Raw genomic sequence first — 26,418 nt, 5'->3', positions numbered from 1 at the left:
TTATAATGGCACAAATCATGGTACTCGGAGCAGGATTAGTAGGCAAAACCATTGTCCGCGATTTAGCACAGCGGCACACGGTAACATGCGTCGATATAAGTGCTACTGCTCTCAACCCCCTTGCACACGAAAAAAACGTCAGCATTCAGCAGGCAGATGTGCGTAACCCAGGACTGCTAAAGCAGCTTGTTGCACCTTTCGATATTGTAGTTGGCGCAGTTCCCGGACACATGGGCTACGACGTCCTGAAAACCGTGATTGAGTCTGGTAAAAATGTAGTTGATATCTCGTTCTTCCCTGAGGACTCATTAACCCTGCATCAACTGGCTGTTGAGCACAACATTATGGCAATTGTTGACTGCGGACTTGCCCCGGGCATGAGTAATGTGTTTGCGGGCTACCACCATTCCGTTTCGCCCCTGCTTCGCTACGAGTGCCTTGTGGGCGGGCTTCCCGTACACCCTACTGAACCGTTCGGATACAAGGCCGTTTTCTCACCAATTGACGTTATCGAAGAATATACCCGACCCGCCCGACTTGTTGAGGACGGCGCCGTTGTGGTAAAAGATGCATTGTCTGACATCGAATCTGTCCATTTTGATAGTGTCGGTACGCTTGAAGCCTTTAACACTGACGGTCTGCGAACACTGGCTGATACCCTCCGTGGGGTTCCCGATATGAAGGAAAAAACACTCAGGTATCCCGGTCATGCAGCCCTGATGAAGGCGTTCCGAACCACAGGACTATTTGGTAAGGACCCTGTTGATATTCAGGGAACCAATGTTGTCCCATTACAACTCACGGCCAAGCTCCTCTTTAAGCAGTGGGAAATGCAACCCGGCGATGAGGACTGTACCGTAATGCGCGTTACCCTCGAAGATGCCACATCAATAATTACGTACAGTTTGTACGACCGGTTTGATTGTCAAACCAACACATCATCGATGGCACGCACAACCGGGTATGCCTGCACTGCAGCCGTCGAAATGGTTCTTAACAAGAAGTACCAAACATCTGGTGTCACACCGCCCGAACACCTGGGCAGCGCCTCCGGATGTCTGGATTTTATGCTTGATTATCTGAACGACCGCAATGTTGTTTATAAAAAGGAAGTAACTAAAAAATAACTGTATCAGGAATATGTGATGACAGAAAAACTCTACACCATGGGTATCGACGTTGGATCGAATTTTATTAAGCTCGTCCTGGTTGATTATTCCGACAACCCAACCATACTGGACAAGCAAACCGAAAAAATCCGGAAACGGAACCCGACCCAGGTTGCCGACGAGATGATTCAGACTATGCTGGGCAAGCATAATCTGCAGTACGATGATATTGCCTACCTGGCCTCGACTGGTGAGGGTGACCTTGTCCGCCGGAAACGTGGTCACTTTTACGGGATGACGACCCACTCGAAGGGCGGCAACTTTTTTGACAAGGAAGCAAAGACCATCGTCGATATGGGCGCCCTGTACGTTCGGGCAATCAAGGTAAACGAAGAGGCAAAGGTGCAGGACTACAAGATGACGGGGCAGTGCGCCAGCGGCTCCGGACAATTTGTCGAAAACATATCTCGGTACCTGGGTCTCTCCATCGAAGAAGTTGGCGACATCTCGCTCACGTCTGACAACCCCGAGGTCTCGTCTGGCATCTGCGCAGTACTGGCCGAAACCGACGTAATTAACATGGTTTCGCGTGGCGTGTCAACCCCGAACATCATTAAGGGAATCCATATCTCGATTGCCGGACGGATCATTAAGCTCCTCACGTCACTCAAGGCAGAATCTCCCGTCTTCCTAACCGGTGGGATGGCATTAAACAAGGGCATGGTCCAGGCCATCGAGGAGCAACTGGAGGAAACAGGCAAGAAGTTTGAAATCCGGACACATCCCGATGCAATCTATGCGGGCGCCCTTGGAGCTGCACTTTGGGGCGGTTACCGTCACCTTAAACTCATCGAAAAGCAGGCAGTAATGGCATAATGCAGATCGTTCAATCCGATATTGTCCTGGGTGAGGTTACACAGAATATTGCCATGATGCTTGAAGGCAATGCAGCCCGATATTCTAACCGAACCATGTACGGCGAAAAGCACAATGGCGAATACTGTCATACCACGTGGGCAGAATTCCTGCATAGCGTCAGGAACGTTGCATCGAACCTTGCTCGCTACGGATACCAGCCAGGCAGTAAGGTGATGGTGTACTCACCGAACCGGCTTGAAATGCTTATACTGGAAATGGCCGTGATGGCAAGCGGCGGTATCAGCGTACCCATCTTTGCCTACTTTCAGAAGGAAACCGTAGAAATACTTCTGAATCACTCAGACTGTTCATTTGTTGCCGTTGCCGGAGAACTTCAGCTGAGCAGATTGCCACAGCATGCTAATATTAAACATGTTTTTGTTTTCGACCATCTCGAAACACTTCCCTACCCAAACTGCGTGTTGTTCTCGGAACTGCTGGCTGACCACGGCAGTGAGCCGGGAGCTTTGCTAACCGATGCTCCTGCCGACGACATTTGTTTGAATATGTACACGTCTGGTACGATGGGCGTGCCCAAGTGCGTTCAGCTAACCCACCGGAACATCCTTTCACAGCAGGCCGCCCTGCAACACGTCTGGCACCTGAACGAAGATGATCGCTTGCTGGCCTACCTTCCATGGCACCACAGTTTCGGCGGAATTTTCGAGCGTTTTTCGGCGTTGTACAACGGTGCTGCCCTGATGCTTGAATCCAGCTACGGCAAGGACCCTGGACAGATTATGGAGAACTGGAAGCAGGTAAAACCAAGCTGCTTCTTTAGTGTTCCAAAGGTGTATCAAAGCCTCATCGAACTCACCAGGGGTGATAAGGAAGCTGAACAACTGTTCTTTCATTCGGGCCTGAAATTCGTGTTTACCGCTGCAGCATCACTCCCCGAAACCCTGTCGGTAGAATTCGAAAAGCGCAATATTCCTGTCCTTGAAGGCTGGGGTCTTACCGAAACATCACCATGCTGTACGATTACCGATCCTACCCTGAAGAGGGAGAAAGGCATCGTGGGAAAACCCATCCCCGGGGTGTCCATCGGCATCGCCGATGACGGTGAGATTTGCGTAAAGGGGCCTAATGTAATGGTCGGTTATTATAAAAATGATGATGCCAACGAAAAGGCGTTTACAGCCGACGGCTGGTATTGCACCGGCGATGTAGGTGAACTCACACCTGCTGGGCTAAAGCTGGTATCACGAAAGGACAGAATCTTTAAGCTGGCCAATGGCGAAAAGGTTATCCCGTCCGACCTTGAAATGCTGATCCAAAGTAAATGCTCTTACATTGCGTACGCGGTTATTGTTGGCGGCGGAAAGGAATACCCGGTAGCCCTACTCTTCCCAAATCGAAACGAACTATCACAGCCGACAGGTGCTGTTGCATCAACAGAGGGCTGCAAATGTCCACGAAGTATTAATGAGCTCGGCAATTGCCTTCACACCTGTCTGCGCCAGACAAACTACAGCCTGCTGCAGAAGTTCGCCAAGATCAAGTTTGCAATGGTCATTGACGACGAACTCAGTATTGAGCGGAATACTCTTACTCCGTCACTCAAGTTTGCACCGAACAAGATTCAGGAAGCCTACAAAGCCCATATCGAAAACTTGTACGGCTCCAAGAATTCGATCAGTGAAGAAGTGTACATCGTAAACCTAACTGCCGATAACCCTTTTGTTCCTGAAACCACCTGAGCCAGTATGTACCAGATATCCTCAACACAGCTACTTAAAAACACAATGAGGGACTATTTCCGGTCAATCGGCACCGAAGGAAGAAAAGTTGCCTGGTGCACGAGTGTCGGACCTGCCGAGCTCCTCCGGTCATTTGGCTTTGACGTGTATTTCCCCGAAAACCACGGTGCACTGTTGGGCGCCACACGAACAGCAATGGACTACATTCCGGAAGCCGCCAAACTTGGTTATTCCAACCACGTATGTTCGTACACCACCAGCGATATCGGTGCGTTTCTCAAAGGCCAAAGCCCCCTTCAGAATCAGTATGGACTTGAAGGAATCCCGAAGCCAGACCTGATTGTGTACAACACCAACCAGTGTCGTGAAGTACAGGACTGGTTTAGCTTCTTTGCGCGCAAGTTCAATTGTACAATAGCCGGTATTCACCCGCCACGTTATGTAAACGAGGTTACTACACAGGACATCGCCCTAGTTGTTGCACAGCACAAGGCCATGATATCTGAATGTGAGCAGGCAAGTGGTGTGCGTTTTGATATTGACAGGTTTCGGGAGACTCTGAAACTTAGTAAGGAAGCTACTCTATTATGGCAGAAGGTGCTGAAAACCGCTGCACATACGCCCGCACCGCTTAGTTTTTTCGATGGAGTGATCCACATGGGTCCCATCGTTGTAATGCGAGGAACCCAGGAAGCAAAGGACTACTATACTGCGTTACTGGCAGAGCTTACGGACAATGTTGCAAACAACCGCGGCATTATACAAAATGAGCAGTGTAGAATATTCTGGGAAGGAATGCCAATCTGGGGCCGGATCAGAATGCTCTCCGACTTGTTTACCGAGAACAATACCGTAGTTGTAGCCTCTACATACTGCAGCAGCTGGGTGTTTGACGAGTTTGACGAGAATGATCCGTTTGAGTCTTCAGCCCTGGCATATACAAAAATCTTTATTAACCGGAGTGAGAAGGCGAAAGCCGAAATGCTGAAGTCATGGCTGCAGGAATATCGGTGTAATGGTATTCTGTTTCATGACACCAAAACGTGCTTTAATAATTCAAACGCCAAGTTTGGTATGCCACAGCGGTTAAAGGAAGAAACAGGTATCCCCTACCTGGTTGTGGAAGGCGACCTCTGTGACCTGCGGTTCTTTTCGGAAGGCCAGAGCATTACCAAAATCGAAACTTTTATCGAGCAGATAGCCAACTCAAAAGCATACGCATAACCTGGAGTCTACTATGAAAATTGGAATTATCGGACTCGGCCCCGTGGGCATGATTCTGGCCGTTCACCTTAAGGAGGCCGGTTGCGAAGTATTGCTTTGTGATACAGACAGAATTAAACTTAACCTTATTCGGTCCGAAGGTATCAGACTTGAAAACGTCATTGAAAAACACGAACGATTTTCCAATCTGTATGGCAGTGCCGCTGAGCTTCTGAACGAAAATCCCGACTATGTGTTTGTTGCCATTAAGACGTACCAGGTGTCGGACCTGCTGAAAGATGTGCCTGCCGGCAATACCTCGATCTTTATCAGTGCTCAGAACGGCATTGATGTTGAACACATGTACGCCAAGGTTCTGGGTGAACACCGAACGTGCAGAATGGTAATCAACTATGCTGGTAACCTTAAGGCTAGCAATGTTGTTCGCGTAACGTTCTTTAATCCGCCCAACTATATCGCACCCTTAGATGATGCCGAAAAACGCCATGCCGAGGCAATTGCCGAGTTGTTAAACTCCGTTAATCTTACAACTGAGTCCGTACGACCGTTTGACTTAACAAAATATACGTGGCAGAAGACCATACTGAACTCGTCTTTGAGCGCATTGTGCGGTATCGGACGGTTGACAATGGCCGAAGCAATGGCCTTCCCTGACTCCATTGAGTTGATTGAACAGATTATCGTAGAAGCCGTAGAGGTTGCGGAAGCCGAAAAGATCCGGTTCCCTGACGACTTTGTGCGCAACTGCCTGAGGTATCTGAAAAAAGCCGGACATCACTTCCCGTCACTCGCTGTTGACTTGATGAATAACAAGTTAACCGAGATTGACTACATGAACGGTAAAATCGTGGAGTACGGCCGTAAACATTACGTCCGTACATCCCTTAACCTGTCAATGGTAAACATGGTGAAAGCCATGACCCAGAAGAACCTGATTACGCAGATGAACGGAAACACCGCTACTGCCGGCAGCAAGATCAATCTTGTGCACCAGACAGGCAAACCCAAGGGAAACTGCTTCCTGGGTATCGACCTTGGTTCTTCGTACACGAAGTTTACACTTGTTGACGAAGATGAGAACGTGGTTTTTCGGTACATCCTGAAAACGCTCAACCGCGATAAGATTGCTGCCAAGCACATCATCAATGCTCTTCATGACGAGTTCCCTATCGCGTACAGCTGTGCAACCGGATACGGAAGGAAGAATTTTGTTGATGCCGACATTGCCAAAACCGAAATCAACTGTGCCGCCGTTGGCGTAAACAAGTACCTTAAGGGCGAAAAAAACATACTGGACATCGGTGGTGAGGATATTAAACTTATTCGTTGCGATACCGATGGCCTGGTTGAGAACTTCTACCTTAACGATAAGTGTGCAGCCGGCACCGGCGCATTTTTGGTGGAGATCGCCGAACGGGCTGGCATTGATGTTAAAGAAATGAGTCAGCTGGCCTCACAGTCCGACTACAAACAGGAACTGAATAGCTTCTGCACCGTTTTTGCAAAAACAGAAATCATGAAATGGGTCTTCGACGGTCTGCCCATTGAGAACCTTGCTAAAGGTATTTACCTTTCGATTGTGAATAGAGTGGCAAAAATGAAGATTGATCCCGGCGTTCCGATCGTCATGATTGGTGGCGTAGCCTCGATTCACCCGTATCTAACAAAAATGCTGGAGCACAAGTTTAACCAGCCCGTCACTGTTCTCGAACATCCGCAGTACACCGTCTCACTTGGCGCGGCCCTCATCGCAAAGGAACAGTTTCAGCACGTAGTAACAACACAGGTATTAACCCGCACAGAACAGCAGGAAGTATGACAGGACAACACAGCATTAAAAAAGGCATTGGTATCATCTTTGATAAAATCTTCCTTGTCAATGGCATGCGAACACCATTTGGCAAGTATTGCGGAACCCTCTCTCAGGTTTCACCCACCGATCTTGGTATTTGTTCTGCTCGAGCTGCGCTGGAGAAGGCCAAGGTTAGCCCGGATGCCGTTGACCAGGTGATTGCCGCCAATATCGGTCAGAGTTCAGGCGACGCCTATTTCCTTCCCCGGCATATCTCACTCTTTGCAGGCATACCTGAGGAGGTCCCCTCGCTCATGGTACAACGTATCTGCGGTTCGGGTTTTGAAACCATTGTCGCCGCAGCCGAACAGATTACGCTTGGCAAGGCCGGCACCGTTCTCTGTGTTGGCACCGAGACCATGTCACTCGCACCGACAGCCTCCTTTGGTAACCGTTCGGGATATCCTCTGGGACGTCCGGGCTTTATTGATATGCTATGGGAAGCGCTCGACGATACGGCTGCCGGATACTCAATGGCGCTGACTGGTGAGAACGTGGCCAAGAAACTATCGATAACCAGACAGGAATGTGACGACTATGCCTTTAGCTCGTTCCAGCGCGCACTCGATGCTAAGCAACGTGACTTTTTTGCCGGTGAAGTTACGCCGGTGAATACGGTAACCTTTACGGCTGGTGAGCTGAAGCCGCGCAAGCTGCGCCTGCCCCGCGGTGTGGAAAATTTCACCTCCGATGAACATGTGCGTGCTACAACGCGCGAGTCGCTGGCAAAACTGGCGTCAACCTTTTCGGCTGACGGCGTCCTCACCGCCGGTAACTGTAGTGGCATCGTGGATGGCGCGGCTTCTGTTGTTATTGCATCACAACAATCAATTGATGATAAGGGGCTTAAGCCAATCGCCAGAGTTGTTGCTGCCACAAGTGTCGGTATCGACCCCCGGTACATGGGCCTTGCTCCAGTGCCTGCCATTCAGCACCTGCTTGAAATCAGTGGTCTGCAGGTTTCTGACATCGGATTGTTTGAGATTAATGAAGCCTTCTCTGCACAAGTCATCGGATGTGAGCGTGAGCTGGGCCTTGACCGAGCCAGGCTGAATGTCAATGGCGGCGCTATTGCCCTTGGACATCCCCTGGCGGCTACCGGCGTACGCTTGTCATTGACAATCTCGCGCGAGATGCAGGCTCGGAATGTGCGCTTTGGCATTGTCTCGGCATGCATCGGAGGTGGTCAGGCAACGGCTGTGCTGCTGGAGAACACGGCATGTAATTGAGTTTGCCATCCTATCCTGTAATTTTTATTACTACCTGTGGAATAACAATGAATGCAAGTTCATCAGATAATGTAATGTTTCAGTGGCAGATGACTGAAACCGATAAGGAGTTTTCACTTGTTCAGGTGCAGCAGCCCCAGGCAGCACCCGGACAGGCGGTTGTACAAATTTCAGGGTGCGGTGTTTGCCATACCGATTTAAGTTTTTGGCACTATGGTGTACAAACAAAGCATACATTACCGTTAACACTCGGGCACGAGATTAGTGGCGTGGTGGTAGCCGGTGATCCGGAATGGATCGGCAAGAACGTGATCGTACCGGCCGTGCTTCCGTGCGGCGAATGTGACCTGTGTGAAAATGGACGCAGCAATATCTGCCGCAATCAAACCATGCCGGGCAACGATTTCCATGGAGGATTTGCATCGCACATTATCGTACCCTCGCGGTTTTTATGTGCCGTTCCGGACTCTGTCCTTGCCCGCTTCCCATTATCACACCTGGCTGTGATTGCCGACGCTATTTCTACACCATACCAGGTGGTGGCAAAGTCTGAGCTACGTGCGGGTGACCTGGCAATCGTAATCGGTGTGGGTGGCGTTGGAATTTATGCAGCACTGATTGCCCGGATTCTTGGCGCTAAGGTGTTGGCACTCGACATCAGCGATGCCAAGCTGCAGATAGCTAAGGATAACGGCATTGAGGCAACGCTCAATACGGCAGACCTGGACATCAAGGCTGTGAAGGACAACGTCAAAACCATTGCACGCGGTTTAGGCGTACCACAAACCGGCTGGAAAATCTTTGAAATGAGTGGTACCAAGGCTGGTCAGGAACTTGGATTTAATCTTCTCACGTTTGCCTCCACAATGTCGGTTGTTGGCTTTACCATGGACAAGGCAGACGTACGATTGAGCAATCTGATGGCATTCGATGCCAAGCTGATTGGAACGTGGGGCTGCCGTGCCGAGCTATATCCGGAAGTTCTGAACCTGATTGAAACCGGAAAGCTTAACATAGCCCCCTTCGTTGAAACAAAACCAATGTCGGAAATCAACGATGTTTTTCGGAACTCATTACAACACCTCTACACAAAGCGAATTGTCCTTGTACCCGACTTTAACAATAATTAACACACATGGAACAACTCAAAAATCACAATCTCGTAGAAACCACGTATCAGGAAATCCTTGTGGAGAAGCGTCCGTGCCTTGATGCGCGCGGCAATCCTGTGCAAGGGTTATTCAATGCGTGGATTTTTCTGAACAATCCGCGGCAATACAACTCGTACACAACTGCTGCTGTGAAGGAGATCATCCTTGCCTTTGCCGAAGCCTCGAATGACAGAAGTGTGGTAAGCGTGGTATTTACCGGTGTTGGTGACAAAGCATTCTGCACCGGTGGGAACACAAAGGAATATGCAGAATACTATGCCGGAAACCCGCAGGAGTACTCGCAGTATATGCGGTTGTTCAACGATATGGTTAGTGCCATTCTAAAGTGCGAGAAACCGGTGATTTGCAGAGTCAACGGGATGCGTATTGGTGGCGGACAAGAGATTGGCATGGCTTGCGATTTTAGTATCACCAGTGATGCGGCACGCTTTGGCCAGGCAGGACCTAAGCACGGTAGCGCCCCGATTGGTGGCGCAACTGATTTTCTGCCTCTCTACATGGGAATCGAAAAGGCAATGGTATCACTGACACTATGCGAGCCGCTTACCGCACATCAGGCGTATTATCATGGCATTGTTTCGGATATCGTGCCCGTGTACAAAGTTGACGGTGAGTTCATCGTAAACCCGCTTGTAGTTACAAACAAAATAACGGACGACTACGGACGCATCGTGTTTGGGACGATGAAAACGGGGCGTGAACTGGCAGAGGCAAAAGAAATTCTTGCTTCAGCAACAACCGATCTGTCACTCCTGGATGAAGCCGTAAACAAACTTGCCACCAAGCTGCTATACACGTTCCCCAACTGTACCAACAAAACAATCTCGGAAGTACGCAAGTTTAAACTCGAGCACTGGGATAAGAATAAAGAAAGCAGCCGCGAATGGCTTGCTCTGAATATGATGTCGGAAGCCAAGGCAGGCTTCAGGGCATTTAATGATGGCCCAAAAGAAAACCGCGAAGCTGATTTCATCAAGCTGCGTCAGCTACTTGCCGAAGGACACCCCTGGGATGATGAACTTCAGCGTGTTATCTCGCCACTATACACCAAACCTGAGTAGCTCATGACCAAGGTACACGTTTCATACATGTTTGACGGAAGTGTGGCCAGGATTGTTCTTGACGACGGCAAGGGCAATGTACTCGATAAACTGATGGTTGACGACCTGCTGGAGTTTTTAACTGCAGCGAAAGCAAATAACAATCTTAAGCTCATCACCTTTGAAGGTGCTGGCAAGCACTTCTCGTTTGGTGCAAGCGTTGAAGAGCATCGTAAGGATCAGGCTGCCGGAATGCTTCAGGGATTTCATAAGATCTTTTATGAGCTGATTGACCTTGCAATCCCTACTGTTGCGATTGTTTCCGGACAATGCCTGGGCGGAGGTCTGGAGCTGGCTTTAATGTGCAACCTGCTTATTGCCGATGCCACAGCCAGACTCGGGCAGCCCGAAATCATCCTTGGCGTTTTTCCTCCGCCTGCCTCACTCCTGCTTGCCGAAAAGATTGGAAGCGTCCGTGCCGAGGAGCTTCTGATATCCGGCCGAACCATAACAGCCGTCGAGGCACAACACCTGGGTATGCTTAATCATGTTGCAGAAACCAGACAGGAGCTCGACGACTGGCTAAGCCAATGGATAACAACACACATTGTACCAAAGAGTGCTTCATCGCTACGGTTTGCAACCAGGGCGGCACGCACAAAAGTGAATACACTACTCACAACCTACCTCCCCGAGCTGGAGAAGACCTACGTGCACCAGCTCATGGAAACCCACGACGCAAATGAAGGCATCCAGGCATTTCTGGATAAGCGAACACCACAGTGGACAAATAACTAAGCGTGTAACTATGAAAGATATTACGAACGTTGGAATTGTTGGCGCCGGAACCATGGGTGCTGCACTGGCTCAGAAGTTCATTCAGGAAGGCTTCGCCGTTACGCTTGCAGACCGGTCGATGGAGATTGTACAAAAGGGTATCACCGGTATTCAGAGTACGTTACGGGATGCAGTTGAAAAACGTTTGTTTACCGAAACACAGGTTGAACAGTTCATGCAGCGGCTAAACGGAACAGATACTCTTGCCGGTCTTGCACACTGCGATCTGGTTATCGAAGCCATTTATGAAAACTTTGAAGCAAAGAGTGAACTCTTTCAAACACTGAGTACGATTGTATCTTCAGACTGTATTCTGGCTACCAACACATCCTCGTTTTCGGTGTCGGAATTAGCAGAATCGGTTCATCATCCCGAACGCTTTATTGGCCTTCATTACTTTTATCATGCTGCAAAAAACCGCCTTGTAGAAATTATACCTGGCAGCAAGACTGCTCCGGAAACATTCATAGCGGCACAACGATTCTCGTTCCTGTCGGGGAAGGATGCCATCACGTGTGCCGATTCGTACGGCTTTGTTGTTAACCGGTACTTTGTTCCCTGGCTGAACGAGTCAGCACGTCTGCTGGGCGAAGGCTATCCGATTGATGTGATTGATGCCGTTTGTAAACAAGTATTTGGTATTGGAATGGGACCGTTCGAGCTGATGAATGCCACAGGTATCCCTGTTGCCTACCACTCAGAGAAAACTCTCGAACGTTATGGTAATCTGTACACAGTGTCGGAAGTTCTTGAAAAACAGGCATTAGCCAACACTCCGTGGCTGTTGGGCACAACACCGGACAGCGGACTCGGCACACTGGAGCAGGAGCGCGTAATTGCTGACAGGATGCTTGGTGTGGTATTCTTCGTGTGCCTGCAGTTGCTTGATGAGAACGTGTGTAGCGTGGCTGCCATAAACCGTGGTGCCAAGATTGGCCTAAAGTGGAAGCGCGGTCCGTTCGAGATGATGAACCGGTTAGGTGAAGACGCCGTACGAAGCCTTGTCGGCAAAATCGCAGCACTCTATACCATGCCGATGCCAAACGCTCTGTCCGCCGACCGGTGGAAATCTGAAAACGTTAAACTGGAAAAGAATGGTTCCATTGCCATCATCACGATGGATCAGCCGGAATATCAGAACGCATTCAGCGAAGAAACTATGCGTCAGTTAGCTGCGTGTTTTGATAGTGCAGACAGTGATCCTGATATCAAAACCATATTTTTCACCGGCTCTGGAAAGGCGTTTGTTGCGGGTGCCGACATCAACTACTTTGTAACAAAGATTAAGAGCAACAACATTGATGATATCATTGCATTCACCAAGGCAGGACAAGACCTGTTTGAGAGGATCGATACATCAAACAAAACCGTTGTTTCGATTATCAATGGTCTGGCACTCGGCGGCGGACTTGAGTTTGCACTGTGTTCCGATATTGTCCTTGCCCTACCCAAGGCCCAGCTTGCCTTCCCTGAAACTGCTATCGGAATATACCCTGGTTTGGGAGGAACGCAGCGTTCGGCACGGAAGTTGGGTAAGGGGCTAAGCAAATTTCTCATATTTACCGGGAAGATGCTTTCTGCATCCGAAGCCTCCGCAATTGGTTTGGTGGACAAGATTGTCACTCCGCACGAGATGTTTGCAATTCTCGCAGGTGAAGCACCTATACCCGGGCCTGCCAACACTGCTCTTTCGCCAGAATGGAGTGCCATTGCCGAGTTCTTTAGTACGAACAGCCTGAGCGACATAGTAAGCGGTACTACGTCGGAAGGCATAATTGATGAGGCCCTGTCTCAGAAATTTACAAAGATGGTGCAATCAAAGGCGCCCGTTGCACTACGGTTGGCCGATGAGTTGATTACCAAGGCTGCAGGCTGCAGCTCTGAGCTGAATCACCTTAACGAGATTTTTTCCACCTCTGATGCACTCCTCGGACTCACATCTATCGGGAAAAAAGTAGAGTATCAGGGCAAATAGAAACCGGTAGACTTTCAATTCCATGATAACCGTCATAGTTCACCCATTGAAATAACTACAAGTTTGAATTATCATTATCATTTACAATTAAGTGTAGCACCCTGGTAAAGGGGTGCAGGATAACAGTCCCACAGAACCCGGACATGAACCTGACACCACACAATAACGGTAAATCGGACCAGGCGCATTCGTGTGTATTCAACTCACCCTCGGACTGTGCGTTAATCCATCATTACTCCAATGAGTTTATTATGGTTGAAGGCGAGTCGCCTGCCGGTGTATTCTGCGTTTGCAAGGGTCAGGTGAAGATTATGTCAAGCCTTGACGCCAACCGTGCACTCACGCTTTGGATTGCCAGGCAGGGCGACATGATAGGCCTGCACATGCTTATCGACAGTCAGCCGTGTCATTACTCTGCCTACGCCAATGGGACGGTCAGTGGTTGCTTTGTACCGCCTGGCCAGTTGCTTGGTACCATGCAAACCAATCCTTCAGTTCTTCGGAGCGTGCTTAAGCATCTGAGTACAAAGGTACTGTTTGTGGAGCAGCGAATGGCTTGTATATCTCGAAGGAACGTTAGAGTACAGTGTGCCATTTTCCTTCTCTCAATGGCTACAGCGCAGCCCGGTTATGATAACGAGTACTACGTTATTAACTACACGATTACTGACATTGCCGGGATGTTGGGGGTGAGCTCGAGTGCACTAAAGAAAATTCTTGAGGAGTTCGCTTCGAACGATATACTTTCATTTAGTCCGCACCGCCTTGTGATTAACAACATTTATGCACTTGAAACAATCGCCTACGGAAGCAAGCAGTAGCTCCTATCCATAGGAACATTCCTTTACTGGGTCTGACGTAACCGGTTGGCCCTGAGCATTCTGCCAAAGGTTACCACGGTTAAGATATACACGGCAACGCCAATCAGAATAACGTACATTCCTGTTTCCCTCTGCTGATCAATGGAGTAGGAACTACACAGCAATATGTTAAATGATCGCAGTGCAACACCCGTAGCCATTAGCATCGAGGCTACCATGCCGATAAAAAGGATTTTAACTTCAAACCGAATTCCCCTCATGACTGCTGTGATGAATAGTCCAACAGTAACCATGTTAACGTGCATGAGCCGGTTAAACCATGTTTCTACAAACGCATAGTCAATTGAATGCGGTAGCATCCAGAAAATCAAAGATGCCATCACATAAATCAGCAGTGCAATTCCCCATGCAGTATCCTTTACCTGCAACCTGTGCATTGGCATCGCAAGAAGTACACCCAGAATAACCATGGCCGGTAGTTGGATAATCTGATGTCTTGGCATTGTTGCGGACAGCCATGTGTTTAGCGGGAACGATACAATGTAAAATAGAGCAGCAACAAGTGCCGCCACAATACCGGAAGCCAGCTTAGTTTGCATGCGCTACACCGGAGATACAGTGCGAAATCTGATTCATAATCTCGGCATTTGACAAGCGCGCCGGATCGAGGATTTTAACAATCGTCTGATGCTCATCTACCAGGAACATGTAGATTGAATGGTTGATGATTCCGCGGTCGGGAACCCGGTGCGCCCAAATCCCGATCTCCTTTAGAATCTTGTCGAACTGCACTTCCGACAATCCCTGTGGCAACGCAAAAGTCCAGCCACTAAGATCCTCACCAAAGTATTCGCGGTACTTATTGATTTTCCGGATATCATCATTCGCCAGATCAAAGCTTATCGTCAGGAATCCGAGTTTCGACGGAACGATCGTACTATCGAACTCATGGTAAATTTCTTCGATCTTGTTATTCACCTTATGGCACACATCCGGGCAGTTCAGATAAACAAAATTTATAAGTGTAAACCTGTGTAGGTCCGAAATTGTAAATAAAGAACTATCCTGTGCTACCAGGTTAAACACCGGCATCTGCCTGGGAACCGGACCAGCGTCGGCAAGGGTATATGAAAAGATTGTAAACGCACTCAATCCCTTGGTCCACAGTAGGATCACCGAGAAGCAGATAACGAGCGAAGTAACTGGGATTAGGATTTTTCTCATGGTTCAGCGGTTCAAGTGCCGATATGTACTGAACAGTGGTTTAACAAAACAAAAGGCTGTCTCATAATTACCATGACACAGCCTTAAAGAAAACATGTTCACGATACTGACTGGCGACTACTTTGCCACTTCCTGTGTTGATGATGAGCCATTTGACAGCCTACGGAACAGCGAGAAGTACATCATCAGCAAACCAAGAAGCACAATGGCAATAAACCAGACTGCCGTTCCGGCTAATGAAGAACCTGTTTGATGCGTATGCTCAATGTTTATCCCCTCGTAGTGAGAGAATCTACGTGGGATACTGTTCAAACCGCCAAGATAGAACATCAGTACGAAACCAAAGCCCCCTGCCACAAATGTCCAGAAACCGGTGGCAGCAAGCTTATCACTTTTATTATTATCCTTGCCAGAGAACAGGTAATACAGAAAGGCAAGGATGTACAGCACAACACCTAAAAGCATGTATGTGTGAAAGTGAGCCGGAACCCATAGTGTGTTGTGTAGCACCTGGTTCAATGCAATTGTTGAATCAACAACAGCAGCGAATCCGCCTACGGCCCAGCCAGCCGTTCCAATGAGAAAGAGCAGCGGAATAATCGTCCACTTTGTTTTTGAATGGTAGAACTGCGCAATCACACCAAACATGGTGATTGCAGTTGCGGGGATCGAGCTAAGGTATGATGCGAACTGGCCGGCATAGTGTAAACCAACGGGCTGAACAAAGTCCATATACAGGTGGTGGAAGTAGGCAAACATGACAAAGAAGAACGTGCTATTCCACGAGTACACTACAATTTTATTAACAGGCCACTCACGCTTGGTGAATTCCGGCAGCAGTGCATACAGCCAGCCTACAGCACAATACATTGTGATGTTAACCAGTGTGTGACCGAAAAAGAAAATAAGATTTTTCAAGAGAAGCGGATCAAAACTCAGAGTGCTTTCCATGTGCTGCAGGAGGTTCAGGATAAGCATCACCGCCCCGGTGATAATCGAGAAAATACCGGGCACAATACTGATGGTGGATATCAGTACCATAGCAGGAAGTTCACGTTTGACTTCCTTCTTGCCCAGATACTGCCAGCCCATAATGTTAGCAAATCCACCGAATTCCTTTGCAAGTGCGTACACAACGTGCAAACATCCGATAAGCCAGGCCACACCAAGAACGATAAGTGAAATAATTGAAAGCCCTGTTGCCCATTCCGGCCATGTTGTTCCAATAAACGGTAGCGGATACAGCATATACCATCCTGCACCGAACTTGCCGATCAGGGTGCCAATTGTTAATCCAACAACTCCAAGCAGCGTCAGACCATACAAGAAGTATCCAAGATTGATATTGAGTCTTACATACCGTGTTCCATTCAGGTACCAAAGCGCTGCAAACGCCATCGAGAATAGTACCCCAGCCATTCCAAGACCGTGCAGGGTCATGTACGAGTAAAAGTCGGCCGATTCAAGTTCCGACATACCGCCCTGCCGCATACGCATCAGCAGGCCGAGCGTAATGAGCAACGGGAAGACAATAAGAAATGTAACACCCCATGTTAGGGCAAGCTTCTTTTGTTTTGCAATTTCTGTTTCGCTGAATTGTATCATTGGTACTGCCCCCACCTGTTAAATAACGTTAATAGTTGTGACCATGTAGTCGTGAGCTCCGCCGCAATACTCCAGACATACGACGTGATATGTTCCCGGCTTTGGGAATGTATAGTGGAGAACGTTTTTATAGCCGGGCATTGCCTGCGTCTGAGTGAGCAACACTCCCTCGTCATTGTAGATCGAGAAATCGTGGTTCACATCTTGTGAGGTAACAATAAACTTGATTGTTTTGTTCGCCTTGATATTGATCTCGTCGGCACCTTCGAAATCAGCCGGTGCAACATTGGAGACTCCCGGAGCAATTTTCCATCCCCACTGGAGTGCCACAACCGTATAGGTTTCATCCGCCTGCTTACCCGAAAATGAGTACGGCAACGACTGTAATGTAGTAAATAATCCTACAATTACAAGAATCGTCAGACCCCAGAAATACTTATTCCTGAGGGCGTACACTTTTTTCTTTGCGGTGGTTTTATCTTCACTGCCCCTGGATGCGGACAGAATGACCATAACGACGATTGCAATCAGTATTGTTGCCGCAAGCGACAATATACCGGCAATCTCCTGCGAGGTGAGTGCCATAGTGTAAACTGTATTTTGGTGTGTGTTGTTTGTTTGGATTCTTGTGGAATCCTGATTCTGTTATCCCTGCTGCACGGTAAAGGCACAAAAGGAAGAACTGAATCGCACAAATCTAATTAAAAGCCACTCAATTAAAAGCATCTTTTTGCTTTTATTTAGACAATGCACGTCATTGCTTATTCGCAACCATCTAAGGAACATCAGGCATACCCTGCCCCTTTCCACGGTTGTGGGCTGATGTTGCCAACTGGTACAGAATTGCTGAAGGTTCTAGAAATTTTCCTTAACGATGTTATCCTGCGATATTCCAAGCTCCTGCAGGATTTTCTCAACTGCAGTCATCATTGGAGGGGGTCCGCACAGGTACACATACTGTAAGCCCCCTGCCATTTGTTCTTGAATGATATCGGCATTCACAAAGCCGTGCAGGTATCCATCGTGCTGTTCATGCGAGAGTACGTTAATGAAGTTACCAACCAGGAGATCAGTAAAATACCTTTCCTTAATGATGTCTGCCTTTGTCCTGTTGGCAAAAATGAGTTTATTCCCGCCAACCTGATTGTTCTGCTGCAACCATTTAAAGATTGCAATAAACGGTGTGATTCCTGCACCACCGGCAATAAACACTCCCTCACCCTTATATGCAATATCACCATACACATCATGGAGCAGAATCTCATCGCCTGCCTTGAGTGTCCGCAAATGATGAGTAACTCCGTTGTGCTCCGGGTATGTTTTAATGGTAAACTCAAGAGTTGGATCGGTGGGCAGCGACGTAAATGTGAACGTGCGAAGTTTGTCCTTCCAGTCTTCCTGGTTTACAGCAATATCAACAGCCTGACCAGGCTTGTAGGTTAGGCCCTCAGGCTTTTCAAGGACAATCCGAAGGACGTCGTGTGTACACGGTTCGATAACAAGGATTTTAGCGGTATGCGACATATCAGAAGTATAAAAATGATACAACAACGTTTTTTTTTGGGTGCGAATTTATCTACAACATCAAAACTGCGTTGCATTAATCGAACATCCTCTCACGTCTTATCCTTAATTAGACTAATTCCGCATAATCTGTGTATCTTTGAGGTATAACCAATTGTACCTAACTCATTTACAGCAATTCAATATCTATGACCGGTCTGAAGAATGGATTTTTCTCGTTCTTGCTTGTGTTGCTTTTAATGCCCATTGGTCATGCACTGATGGTGTTAAACGAGCAACTACTTCATACCGACAAATACTTGGGTGCGATAGTAATCGGACTACTGGGAGTTGGTCTACTTGTATGGGGAATTAAAAAAAATTACAACCCAACTCTTGCTACCGTTATGGGTTTTCTGGGTGGAGTATTGGTGTGGACCGGATGGATTGAGTTCTCGTTTGTGTGGGTGGCCGAAAAAAACAATGTTTCAGCCTACATGGTAAACGGAGAAGTTGCAACTAAACCTGAATACCTTGTCATGCTCTCGTCATTGGGATTGCTGGCAGCATTGGTATTAGTGTATACGTTCTCCCGCTCTGCATGCAACTTTTTTATCTGGATTCAGAAACGACTCAGAATGCACGAAGACATTCGGACTCATACAAACACGAAAAAGCCATGGGCAGTAATCACTCTTGCCGAAACCATCATGATTTTGTGGTTCTTCTACATCCTCCTGCTTATTGTGTACGACCCGGATATTGCCGGTGACAGACATCCGGCTACCTATATCGTTGGCTATGGCTCACTGCTATGGTCCGTGTATTTGGGTACACGTTTGTTTCAAATCCAAACGTTCGACTACGCCCTGCGGTATGCCATTCCAACGGTGATCATCTTCTGGAACTTTATTGAAGTTCTAGGGCGCTGGGATACGTTTAAGGAAATCTGGGTACACCCGATGGAACACTGGCTTGAAGTATCGATCTTCTTCATCGTAATGATAGGCCTGGTTCTGCTTTTCCTTAAGCATCCGTCCTTTTCACTCAAACAGGAACGGCGAACCGGCCATCCTGCTCTGTAGGCTGCACGGTGCCAGCCCTTTCTCAATTCTACACCTGTACCGTAGGATTTGTTGGAATGGGGGTAAGGGGCTTGGGTTTCTGCTACGTTTGGTAGTGCAGATTCAGTGATAACCGTCATATTTGCACATGCATGCACCGGTTTGTATCATCACACAATTACCCAAATGAATAAGCCTCTCTACGACTATTTTACGAACGACCATCGTCGCATAGAAATCCTGTTGGATAACGCCACAGAGAACCCTGACTTGGTAAACATGGAGTATTACCACCAGTTCAGAACAGGCTTGCTAAAACATATTAAGATGGAAGAAAAGATACTCTTCCCTGCAGCACAAAAAGCCAACAACAATACTCCCCTGCCCCTTGCCGCTAAGCTTCGGCTGGATCATGGAGCAATTACAGCTCTCATGGTTGTTCCGCCCACTCCCGACGTAATATCGGTGCTGCGCCATGTTCTGGAAAAGCATGACCTTCTGGAGGAAGAACCTCACGGCATGTACGAGATATGCGAGCAGCTTACTGCCGATGAAACTTCTGCAATCCTGGACGAGCTGGCGTCGGTAGCCGACGTACCGGTGCAACCGCACAATCCGGCACATTATGCGCTCGAAGCAGCAAAACGCGCATTACTGCGTGCCGGCTTTGATTTTGACGCTATCGTTGCCGGCACGACGTAAGTTTTATCACACACGTTTTCGGCGTATTTTCATAGTTGCAACCATACCGGTTTGCAGCACCACTTTTTGAAACGTGCTGCAATTGGAATTTTACCACCTCATCTGTAGGAATCTCAATGCTCAAGACTGTTTTTCTGTTAGCCGTCTGCGTAACAACAATTGTTGGACTGTACGCCGCAGGATGTTCAACCGTCTCAGCCAAACAGGACGATATTCACACAACGCTTAAAATCTTACCAAAAGATATCAGTGATGATGACCTGGAAGCGATTATGAAATCGTTCAACGTGGCTCTGGGCGTAAAATGCGGGCACTGCCACGCTCCACGAACCGACGGGAAAAAGGGCCTTGATTATGAAAGTGATGCCAATCCCAAAAAGCTTATTGCTCGTGATATGATGCTGATGACATCAGAAATGAACAATAAATATTTTCACCATTACAAGCGTGATAGCGTTTTTGTTCAGATGAACTGCAACACCTGCCATAATGGCAAGATAAAACCTTTGGCAACCGAAATCCCGGCGGATAAGCTCTGATACGATACCACGCCTTCTGCCGGCAGCAAACGCACGGTACGGGTTGACATCGCAGAATGAGTTGGGATAACCAGTTACGTTGCGCCTGCAAAAGCCCCCTTCACGCATATCCCGTAATCAAAGTGAAAAAAATATCTTCACCAATGCCACCGGCGGTGGCATTGGTGTGCTTTTGTTTTCTATTTTACGTCACTTTTTATTTCTGTATTACGGAGGTTTGGCATGACGCAACGTTGGGTTCTTGCTGCATTATTGTTTTGTTTACTATCTGTCCCCAAGACGTTTTCTGCTACATGGTACGTTAACTATCTGGCGTCGGGTGCGAACAACGGCAAGTCGTGGACAAATGCATATACGTCACTACAATCCGCATTTGATGCTGCAGCTGCTGGTGACTCGATTTGGGTTGCCCTGGGAACATACTATCCATCGAAGTCTGCTGACGGGGTCAGCACAAACGGACGCGACAAAGCATTTGTACTGAAAAACAACGTTCACGTATTTGGTGGCTTCAAAGGGACCGAAACAACGTTTGCTGACAGGAAGACGGACTCCTCCTCGCTGTTCTTATACAACACAACAACTCTGGATGGCAATATTGGTAATCCAAACGATAGTACTGACAATACATATCATATTGTAATCGCACCTGCCCTTCAGGACTTTACCCTTGATGGCTTTGTAATAAAGAATGGCAGAGCTGTTGGAACAGGCAGCATTACTGCAAACGGACGTACTATCTACCGAAATGCGGCCGGTGCCATATACAGCGACTCGTCAAAAGGAACCTACCGCTTTCTAATTGTAGAAAAGAATCTGGCCAAAAGTTCGGATGCCTCACTCGGCGGTGGTGGTGCTATGTACAACTACAAAAGTCCCGTTACAGTTAGATATGCCACATTCAGCGGGAATACAGCCGATAATTGTAATGGTGGTGCAATTCTGAACTATACCAGTAGCGTGGTGGTATCGAACTCTGCCTTTATAAACAACGAATGTTATACCGATGATGAAGGCGGCGGCGCCGTTGATAACCGGGAACAAAGTAATGCATCATTCACCGATGTCGTGTTTAACAACAATCGTACTTCCGGTTCCGGAGGCGCTGTTTACAACGACAACAGTAGCCCGAAGTTTAAGAACGTAACTGTATCAAACAACACTGCCGGCGGATCGGGCGGCGGTATTGATACAGATGGCGGAAGTGATGCCACATTTGAAAATGTTCAGTTTGTCAAAAACTCTGCCGATGAGGATGGCGGCGGCTTGTTTGGCTGGAAGAGTAGTGTTACACTTACTAACTGCACCTTCGTTTCCAATAATGCGGGCGGCAATGGCGGCGGGATGTACAACTATAATACCTGCAACCCGGTGATGCGGGACGTGATATTCAAATCCAATACCGCAGTAACAGACTACGGAGGCTTCGGGCTGGAACGCAATTCCACCGCCGTTTTAACCAATGCCCTCTTCTTTGGGAATGAAGCAGGCAATAATGGCGGCGGTGCAGGATGTCATGATAACCATGGTTCGAATGCAACCATGGTTTTAACAAATGTTACCATCGCTAAAAACAAGGCGAAAAACGGAAGTGGTTATTATGACCAGGGTTCAACGTCGCAATTGCGAAATACTATTGTAGCCGAAAATGGCACTGATGACCTGAACGTCAGTGCTGATGTTCTTGCAAAAGTCCGTTATATCCTTCGTTCTGTGGGAACAACTCTATACCTGATTGACAACGGGAATACCTCACCCAACGGTACAAAGGTTACGGGACAGCTTTTTACGTCAGCCACCGATTCAGACTTTACGCTGATTACGGGAAGTCCGGCTATCAATGCCGGTGATAGTTCTTTTTACAAAGCAACGCAAACCCCAAATATCTCGGCTGTTACCCGAGATCTTCGCAACGCAAAACGGGTTATGGGTACCAACATTGATATAGGAGCATACGAATTTTGCAGTGAAACTATTACACCAAAGGCTACGCTCAAGGTTTCTCCCGATACCGTAGTAGCCAAAAACACAACCATCACATATACTCTCACGGCTTCGAACGTTGGTGACAATCCACGAATTGAATGGCGTAAGAATGGAGTTATCATACCGGGTGAAACAGGCCTGGAATACACAGCAAACGCAGGCACTGACGTTAACAATTCTGACACGGTATATGCGATGGTGTATTCTGCCGAGCCGTGTGCGGTTCCACAGAGTCTAGCAACCAATAAGATTAAGATGTATGTTGCAGCGGCCTGGTTTGTTAATCATGCGGCTAAAGGAAAGAACAACGGACGGAGCTGGAGTGATGCCTTTACTAACCTCCAGTCCGCTCTTGATGTAGCCAGGAGCGGCGACGCCATCTGGGTAGCCAAGGGCACATACTATCCAACAGCCGTCCCGGAAGGTATAACGCCGTCAGACCGGGAAAAAACCTTTTTCTTAAAAGACAGTATCATGCTCTTCGGTGGATTTCAGGGAACTGAAGCATCACTAACAGCAAGACTATCTGATTCGCTTGCTCTGCACGTCACAAACCAGACTATCTTGTCAGGCGATGTTGGAACCAGGAATCAGAGCTCGGATAACGCCTATCATGTTGTCATGGCTGTTTCAGCCAAGGATTTTACAGTAAATGGTTTTACCATTAATGGTGGCAACGCGAACAAGGACCTTTCATCCACCATCAATACACTCACTGTTCGTCACAACAGTGGTGCCGGCATTTATGCAGCTCAGTCACGTGGAACATTTAGTAACCTGATAGTGGAAACAAATACCGCTGAGAGTGGCTCTGTTGGTACAGCTGGTGGTGCTGGCATGTACTCCGATGGTGCAACGATATCCATGATGAACATGGCGTTTAAATCGAACGATGCCAGGAACGGGCATGGCGGCGCTGTACTCTGCAGTGGTAACAGTACCCTTACGCTCCATGACGCTTTGTTTTCCGGTAATACTGCCAAGGGCTCTGGCGGAGCCATGTACCAGCACTCCGGTATTTCATCAATTGTACAGGCTGTATTTACTGACAATACAGCGGCTACTTCTGGCGGTGCCATTTATGGGACGTCAGAAGCGCAAATGAGGGTTACCAATTCCGTATTCAACCGGAACACGGCAGGTAACAGCTTTGGTGCCATCGGTCTTGCCCAGGGAGCTAACGCCGTTATTACCGGCATCCTGGCCACCAGGAACAGCGCATCAGTCAACGGAGGTGGCATCGGATGCGCCGATGACGACAGCGGCTCTGACATGGTAGTAACGAATGCAACGATCATACAAAATTCTGCGAAAACCGGCGGCGGCATTTATGACGACGGTACGTCCACAAAGATTCGTAATTCAATCATCGTTGGCAACTCCCCCGCCGACGCCAAGCTCACGCCTGAGGTACTAAGGCTTGGCAGATGCAACATCTTGGGATTACCCATTGGTATCCGGTATGTTGCTAACGGCAGTACCCAACCCGACGGGACACCCGTAGCAGGTCCGTTTTTTGTTGACTCTGCGCGGAGGGATTACCGTCCGTCGGCTGCATCAGAATCAATCAACGCCGGCGACAGCTTGTTGTATGCTGCAGGTGCAACCCCAGATATTTCCGGTACAACAACTGACGTAGCCGGCAAGGACCGCATCATTGGCAAGAACATCGATGTTGGCGCATTCGAGCACAGCTGCACGCAACCCGCACAGTTTAAAGCCTCGATAGCAGCGGCACCGGACTCCAGAGTAACCGTCAACAGTACCGTAACGTTTACGTTATACCTTGATAATGCCGGTGGCAACCCTGCTGTGCAGTGGCTGAAGAACAACTCACCAATACCAGGGGCATCAGGAACAACCTACCAGGCAGTTGCCGGTATGGATTTCAGTGCCAACGACGTGTTTTCAGCAAAGGTTACTTCATCAGCAGCATGTGTTACGCCAACCGCCATCACCACCAACACCGTGAAGATGTACCTGGTGTCCGCATGGTTTGTAAACGAGGCCGCAACCGGCAACAACAACGGAACAAGCTGGGAAAACGCGTTTACCAAACTTCAGGACGCGTTAGCAACCGCCAAGTCAGGCGACACCATTTGGGTTGCCAGGGGCACCTACAAACCCACAGCTGCTGCTGGTCAGAGTACCGACGTCCGGGATAACACCTTCCTGATAAAAAACGGTATCCACATCTTTGGTGGCTTTGCCGGAGCTGAGGCGGCGTTCAGCTCGCGTCAAACAGACTCTGCCTCGCTCTTCGACACAAACAAAACCGTACTGGATGGCGACCTGGGAATAATCGGCAACACGTCTGACAATTCGTACCATGTTGTATCAATTGTTGGTGCAACCAATTTTACGCTCGATGGGTTTACAGTCACCAACGGTAATGCCAACGGTGAGTCGCCAGCAACCATTCTGGGGCAGGATGTTCCTCGGTCCGGAGGCGGCGGTATTGTTAGCCTAAATTCATCCGGTTACCTTCGGAATCTCTCCATAGGCGGAAATTCATGTTCGTCCGGTGGATCCACGGGTGGTGGTGGCGTTTATTCTGGTGGTTCTTCACTGCGTTTTACATCCTGTTACTTCACCCGAAACTCTTCAGCAGGTAATGGAGGTGCCGTTTGTAATGCACACGGTAGTTCGTCCGTATTCAGCAGAACTGTATTCTCTCACAACTCAGCAACGGGATCCGGTGGTGGAATCTTTAATACTGATGGTGGCAAGGCGTCTGTGGAGTCATCACTGTTTATCAACAACAATGCTGCATCCGGTGGCGGAGTAGGTGCTGAAGGGGGCTTTGAGCTTCTTATTACCAGTTCCCTGTTCTATGGCAATACGGCAACCGGCAGTGGTGGCGCTATTGGTGCCGGAAGCACGGCTTCTGGCAACACCATTATCACGAATACCACAATAGCCGGTAATACCGCTGCTAACGGTGGCGGTATCTATGGTGGCAGTACAACGGTAAAGCTTCGGAATTCGGTAGTTGTTAATAACGTCCCTACAAACCTTGCCGATTCTTCCACGATTCTGAAGAACACAAATCACAGTGTGATTGGCAGCTCCGGACGTTATTCCGCCTTTGCGGCGGAGTCGCCGTCGCCTGCCGGAACACCAATTCACGGTCCCCTCTTTGTTGAGGAAGATAAGAATAATTACCGTCTAGCCTCGTCGAGTCAGCTTATCAATTCAGGCGACAATACTGTTTTTGATGTAGGGAAGGTTCCTGATTTGTCAGGCGCACTGTTGGACGTTACCGGGGCAGCTCGAATTTCAGGTAGTAGTGTGGACATTGGTGCGTTCGAGCACTGGTGTACCGACAGTGTACTTGTCACTGCATCAATATCGGTTACGCCAAGCACTACAGTTGCTTTGAACACCGAGGTCACGTTCCAGGTTAAATCAGAGAATCTTGGTGCTGAACCTTACATCGAATGGCTTAAGAACGGCATAACGGTCAGTGATGGAAATAAAAAAACATATAAGGCAGTTTTTGGTGTTGATTTTACAGAGACCGACACTATCAGCGCACGAGTATTTTCTTCGGAAGAGTGTGGTTACCCTGCCGAACTACATACCAACGGCATAGCTGTTACGGTTCGGACCTCATCGGTTCATCACGGCAGTACCACAGCAGGCAGATATTCGATCTACCCGAATCCCAATCGCGGTACATTTACAATATCTTGCATGGGTTTGCCGGATATCAGTCAGGAAATTATCATTCGTGATATAACCGGCAGGCTTGTGTTCCGTACAAAGGGATCCGGCAGTAGCACAACGGTAGTTGCACCCCATACCCCCCTTGCCCCCGGACTGTATTCAGTGGCAATTCAACGTACTGACTCGGACCTGGAGATGTTAATCATGGCTGTCACGCAGGAATAATGCCGGTTCTCGTTATCGTGAGCC

At 48.4% G+C, this 26,418-nt stretch carries 20 protein-coding genes; 15 read left to right on the top strand and 5 right to left on the bottom strand.

Features of this window, described 5'->3' with window-relative positions; all coding sequences use genetic code 11:
• Nucleotides 1-5 precede the first annotated feature (5 nt).
• From HRU79_10475 to HRU79_10425, 11 genes are all read left to right on the top strand, one after another.
• Nucleotides 6-1,127, top strand: coding sequence for a saccharopine dehydrogenase NADP-binding domain-containing protein (locus HRU79_10475; GenBank protein QOJ27042.1), 1,122 nt, complete (start codon nucleotides 6-8; stop codon nucleotides 1,125-1,127).
• 18 nt (nucleotides 1,128-1,145) lie between these two features.
• A complete protein-coding gene (gene bcrD / locus HRU79_10470; GenBank protein QOJ27041.1) occupies nucleotides 1,146-1,985 on the top strand; it encodes a benzoyl-CoA reductase subunit D in 840 nt (279 codons plus the stop codon).
• On the top strand, nucleotides 1,985-3,727 hold the full coding sequence (locus HRU79_10465; GenBank protein QOJ27040.1) for an AMP-binding protein: 1,743 nt from the start codon (nucleotides 1,985-1,987) through the stop codon (nucleotides 3,725-3,727). The genes bcrD and HRU79_10465 overlap by 1 nt, the downstream gene beginning before the upstream one ends.
• A 6-nt stretch (nucleotides 3,728-3,733) precedes the next feature.
• Nucleotides 3,734-4,951 carry a 2-hydroxyacyl-CoA dehydratase gene (locus tag HRU79_10460; GenBank protein QOJ27039.1) on the top strand — a complete coding sequence of 406 codons (1,218 nt, stop codon included), beginning with the start codon at nucleotides 3,734-3,736 and terminating at the stop codon, nucleotides 4,949-4,951.
• Between the two features lie 13 nt (nucleotides 4,952-4,964).
• Nucleotides 4,965-6,770 carry a 2-dehydropantoate 2-reductase gene (locus HRU79_10455; protein ID QOJ27038.1) on the top strand — a complete coding sequence of 602 codons (1,806 nt, stop codon included), beginning with the start codon at nucleotides 4,965-4,967 and terminating at the stop codon, nucleotides 6,768-6,770.
• Nucleotides 6,767-8,032: a thiolase family protein gene (locus tag HRU79_10450; protein ID QOJ27037.1), complete on the top strand. Its 1,266-nt coding sequence runs from the start codon at nucleotides 6,767-6,769 to the stop codon at nucleotides 8,030-8,032. Before HRU79_10455 ends, HRU79_10450 begins: the two co-directional genes overlap by 4 nt.
• A gap of 74 nt (nucleotides 8,033-8,106) precedes the next feature.
• Nucleotides 8,107-9,162, top strand: a complete 1,056-nt coding sequence (gene had, locus HRU79_10445; protein ID QOJ27320.1) for a 6-hydroxycyclohex-1-ene-1-carbonyl-CoA dehydrogenase — start codon at nucleotides 8,107-8,109, stop codon at nucleotides 9,160-9,162.
• Nucleotides 9,163-9,167: 5 nt separating this feature from the next.
• Entirely contained in the window at nucleotides 9,168-10,265 is a 1,098-nt protein-coding gene (gene oah, locus HRU79_10440; GenBank protein QOJ27036.1) for a 6-oxocyclohex-1-ene-1-carbonyl-CoA hydratase, read from the top strand.
• Nucleotides 10,266-10,268: 3 nt separating this feature from the next.
• Nucleotides 10,269-11,042, top strand: a complete 774-nt coding sequence (locus HRU79_10435; protein ID QOJ27035.1) for an enoyl-CoA hydratase/isomerase family protein — start codon at nucleotides 10,269-10,271, stop codon at nucleotides 11,040-11,042.
• A gap of 10 nt (nucleotides 11,043-11,052) precedes the next feature.
• Nucleotides 11,053-13,056 (top strand): enoyl-CoA hydratase/isomerase family protein, encoded by a 2,004-nt coding sequence (locus HRU79_10430; protein ID QOJ27034.1) that lies wholly within the window; start codon nucleotides 11,053-11,055, stop codon nucleotides 13,054-13,056.
• 143 nt (nucleotides 13,057-13,199) lie between these two features.
• A complete protein-coding gene (locus HRU79_10425) occupies nucleotides 13,200-13,877 on the top strand; it encodes a Crp/Fnr family transcriptional regulator (GenBank protein ID QOJ27033.1) in 678 nt (225 codons plus the stop codon).
• Nucleotides 13,878-13,900: 23 nt separating this feature from the next.
• Here the strand turns inward: HRU79_10425 and HRU79_10420 are convergent, their stop codons facing one another.
• From HRU79_10420 to HRU79_10400, 5 genes are all read right to left on the bottom strand, one after another.
• On the bottom strand, nucleotides 13,901-14,476 hold the full coding sequence (locus tag HRU79_10420; protein QOJ27032.1) for a hypothetical protein: 576 nt from the start codon (nucleotides 14,474-14,476) through the stop codon (nucleotides 13,901-13,903).
• Complete coding sequence (locus HRU79_10415) at nucleotides 14,466-15,101, bottom strand: SCO family protein (GenBank protein QOJ27031.1); 636 nt, start codon at nucleotides 15,099-15,101, stop codon at nucleotides 14,466-14,468. Before HRU79_10415 ends, HRU79_10420 begins: the two co-directional genes overlap by 11 nt.
• 117 nt (nucleotides 15,102-15,218) lie before the next feature.
• On the bottom strand, nucleotides 15,219-16,706 hold the full coding sequence (locus tag HRU79_10410) for a cbb3-type cytochrome c oxidase subunit I (protein ID QOJ27030.1): 1,488 nt from the start codon (nucleotides 16,704-16,706) through the stop codon (nucleotides 15,219-15,221).
• A gap of 18 nt (nucleotides 16,707-16,724) precedes the next feature.
• Nucleotides 16,725-17,291: a cytochrome C oxidase subunit II gene (locus HRU79_10405; protein ID QOJ27029.1), complete on the bottom strand. Its 567-nt coding sequence runs from the start codon at nucleotides 17,289-17,291 to the stop codon at nucleotides 16,725-16,727.
• Between the two features lie 270 nt (nucleotides 17,292-17,561).
• Entirely contained in the window at nucleotides 17,562-18,230 is a 669-nt protein-coding gene (locus HRU79_10400; GenBank protein QOJ27028.1) for a flavodoxin reductase, read from the bottom strand.
• Nucleotides 18,231-18,418: 188 nt separating this feature from the next.
• Here HRU79_10400 and HRU79_10395 point away from each other — a divergent pair, with 188 nt between their 5' ends.
• From HRU79_10395 to HRU79_10380, 4 genes are all read left to right on the top strand, one after another.
• Entirely contained in the window at nucleotides 18,419-19,294 is an 876-nt protein-coding gene (locus HRU79_10395) for a hypothetical protein (protein QOJ27027.1), read from the top strand.
• A gap of 165 nt (nucleotides 19,295-19,459) precedes the next feature.
• On the top strand, nucleotides 19,460-19,975 hold the full coding sequence (locus HRU79_10390) for a hemerythrin domain-containing protein (GenBank protein ID QOJ27026.1): 516 nt from the start codon (nucleotides 19,460-19,462) through the stop codon (nucleotides 19,973-19,975).
• Nucleotides 19,976-20,091: 116 nt separating this feature from the next.
• Entirely contained in the window at nucleotides 20,092-20,514 is a 423-nt protein-coding gene (locus HRU79_10385) for a c-type cytochrome (GenBank protein QOJ27025.1), read from the top strand.
• Nucleotides 20,515-20,736: 222 nt separating this feature from the next.
• The gene (locus tag HRU79_10380) at nucleotides 20,737-26,394 is read left to right on the top strand and encodes a hypothetical protein (protein QOJ27024.1); all 5,658 of its coding nucleotides are present in this window, start codon (nucleotides 20,737-20,739) and stop codon (nucleotides 26,392-26,394) included.
• Nucleotides 26,395-26,418: the final 24 nt, after the last annotated feature.

Source organism: Ignavibacteria bacterium (assembly GCA_015709655.1).
Lineage (GTDB): Bacteria > Bacteroidota > Ignavibacteria > Kapaibacteriales > Kapaibacteriaceae > OLB6.
The sequence above is the reverse complement of the archived record's forward strand: the minus strand, read 5'-3'. Positions and strand labels throughout refer to the sequence as shown.

What these genes read in the sequence shown, in the direction of transcription:
- had (QOJ27320.1), top strand. Translation starts at nt 8,107, where the DNA reads ATGTTTCAGTGGCAGATGACTGAAACCGATAAGGAGTTTTCACTTGTT.
- bcrD (QOJ27041.1), top strand. Translation starts at nt 1,146, where the DNA reads ATGACAGAAAAACTCTACACCATGGGTATCGACGTTGGATCGAATTTT.
- HRU79_10380 (QOJ27024.1), top strand. Translation starts at nt 20,737, where the DNA reads ATGACGCAACGTTGGGTTCTTGCTGCATTATTGTTTTGTTTACTATCT.
- HRU79_10425 (QOJ27033.1), top strand. Translation starts at nt 13,200, where the DNA reads ATGAACCTGACACCACACAATAACGGTAAATCGGACCAGGCGCATTCG.
- HRU79_10475 (QOJ27042.1), top strand. Translation starts at nt 6, where the DNA reads ATGGCACAAATCATGGTACTCGGAGCAGGATTAGTAGGCAAAACCATT.
- HRU79_10420 (QOJ27032.1), bottom strand. Translation starts at nt 14,476, where the DNA reads ATGCAAACTAAGCTGGCTTCCGGTATTGTGGCGGCACTTGTTGCTGCT.
- HRU79_10455 (QOJ27038.1), top strand. Translation starts at nt 4,965, where the DNA reads ATGAAAATTGGAATTATCGGACTCGGCCCCGTGGGCATGATTCTGGCC.
- HRU79_10400 (QOJ27028.1), bottom strand. Translation starts at nt 18,230, where the DNA reads ATGTCGCATACCGCTAAAATCCTTGTTATCGAACCGTGTACACACGAC.
- HRU79_10430 (QOJ27034.1), top strand. Translation starts at nt 11,053, where the DNA reads ATGAAAGATATTACGAACGTTGGAATTGTTGGCGCCGGAACCATGGGT.
- HRU79_10460 (QOJ27039.1), top strand. Translation starts at nt 3,734, where the DNA reads ATGTACCAGATATCCTCAACACAGCTACTTAAAAACACAATGAGGGAC.
- HRU79_10465 (QOJ27040.1), top strand. Translation starts at nt 1,985, where the DNA reads ATGCAGATCGTTCAATCCGATATTGTCCTGGGTGAGGTTACACAGAAT.
- HRU79_10450 (QOJ27037.1), top strand. Translation starts at nt 6,767, where the DNA reads ATGACAGGACAACACAGCATTAAAAAAGGCATTGGTATCATCTTTGAT.
- HRU79_10390 (QOJ27026.1), top strand. Translation starts at nt 19,460, where the DNA reads ATGAATAAGCCTCTCTACGACTATTTTACGAACGACCATCGTCGCATA.
- HRU79_10435 (QOJ27035.1), top strand. Translation starts at nt 10,269, where the DNA reads ATGACCAAGGTACACGTTTCATACATGTTTGACGGAAGTGTGGCCAGG.
- HRU79_10405 (QOJ27029.1), bottom strand. Translation starts at nt 17,291, where the DNA reads ATGGCACTCACCTCGCAGGAGATTGCCGGTATATTGTCGCTTGCGGCA.
- HRU79_10415 (QOJ27031.1), bottom strand. Translation starts at nt 15,101, where the DNA reads ATGAGAAAAATCCTAATCCCAGTTACTTCGCTCGTTATCTGCTTCTCG.
- HRU79_10395 (QOJ27027.1), top strand. Translation starts at nt 18,419, where the DNA reads ATGACCGGTCTGAAGAATGGATTTTTCTCGTTCTTGCTTGTGTTGCTT.
- HRU79_10385 (QOJ27025.1), top strand. Translation starts at nt 20,092, where the DNA reads ATGCTCAAGACTGTTTTTCTGTTAGCCGTCTGCGTAACAACAATTGTT.
- HRU79_10410 (QOJ27030.1), bottom strand. Translation starts at nt 16,706, where the DNA reads ATGATACAATTCAGCGAAACAGAAATTGCAAAACAAAAGAAGCTTGCC.
- oah (QOJ27036.1), top strand. Translation starts at nt 9,168, where the DNA reads ATGGAACAACTCAAAAATCACAATCTCGTAGAAACCACGTATCAGGAA.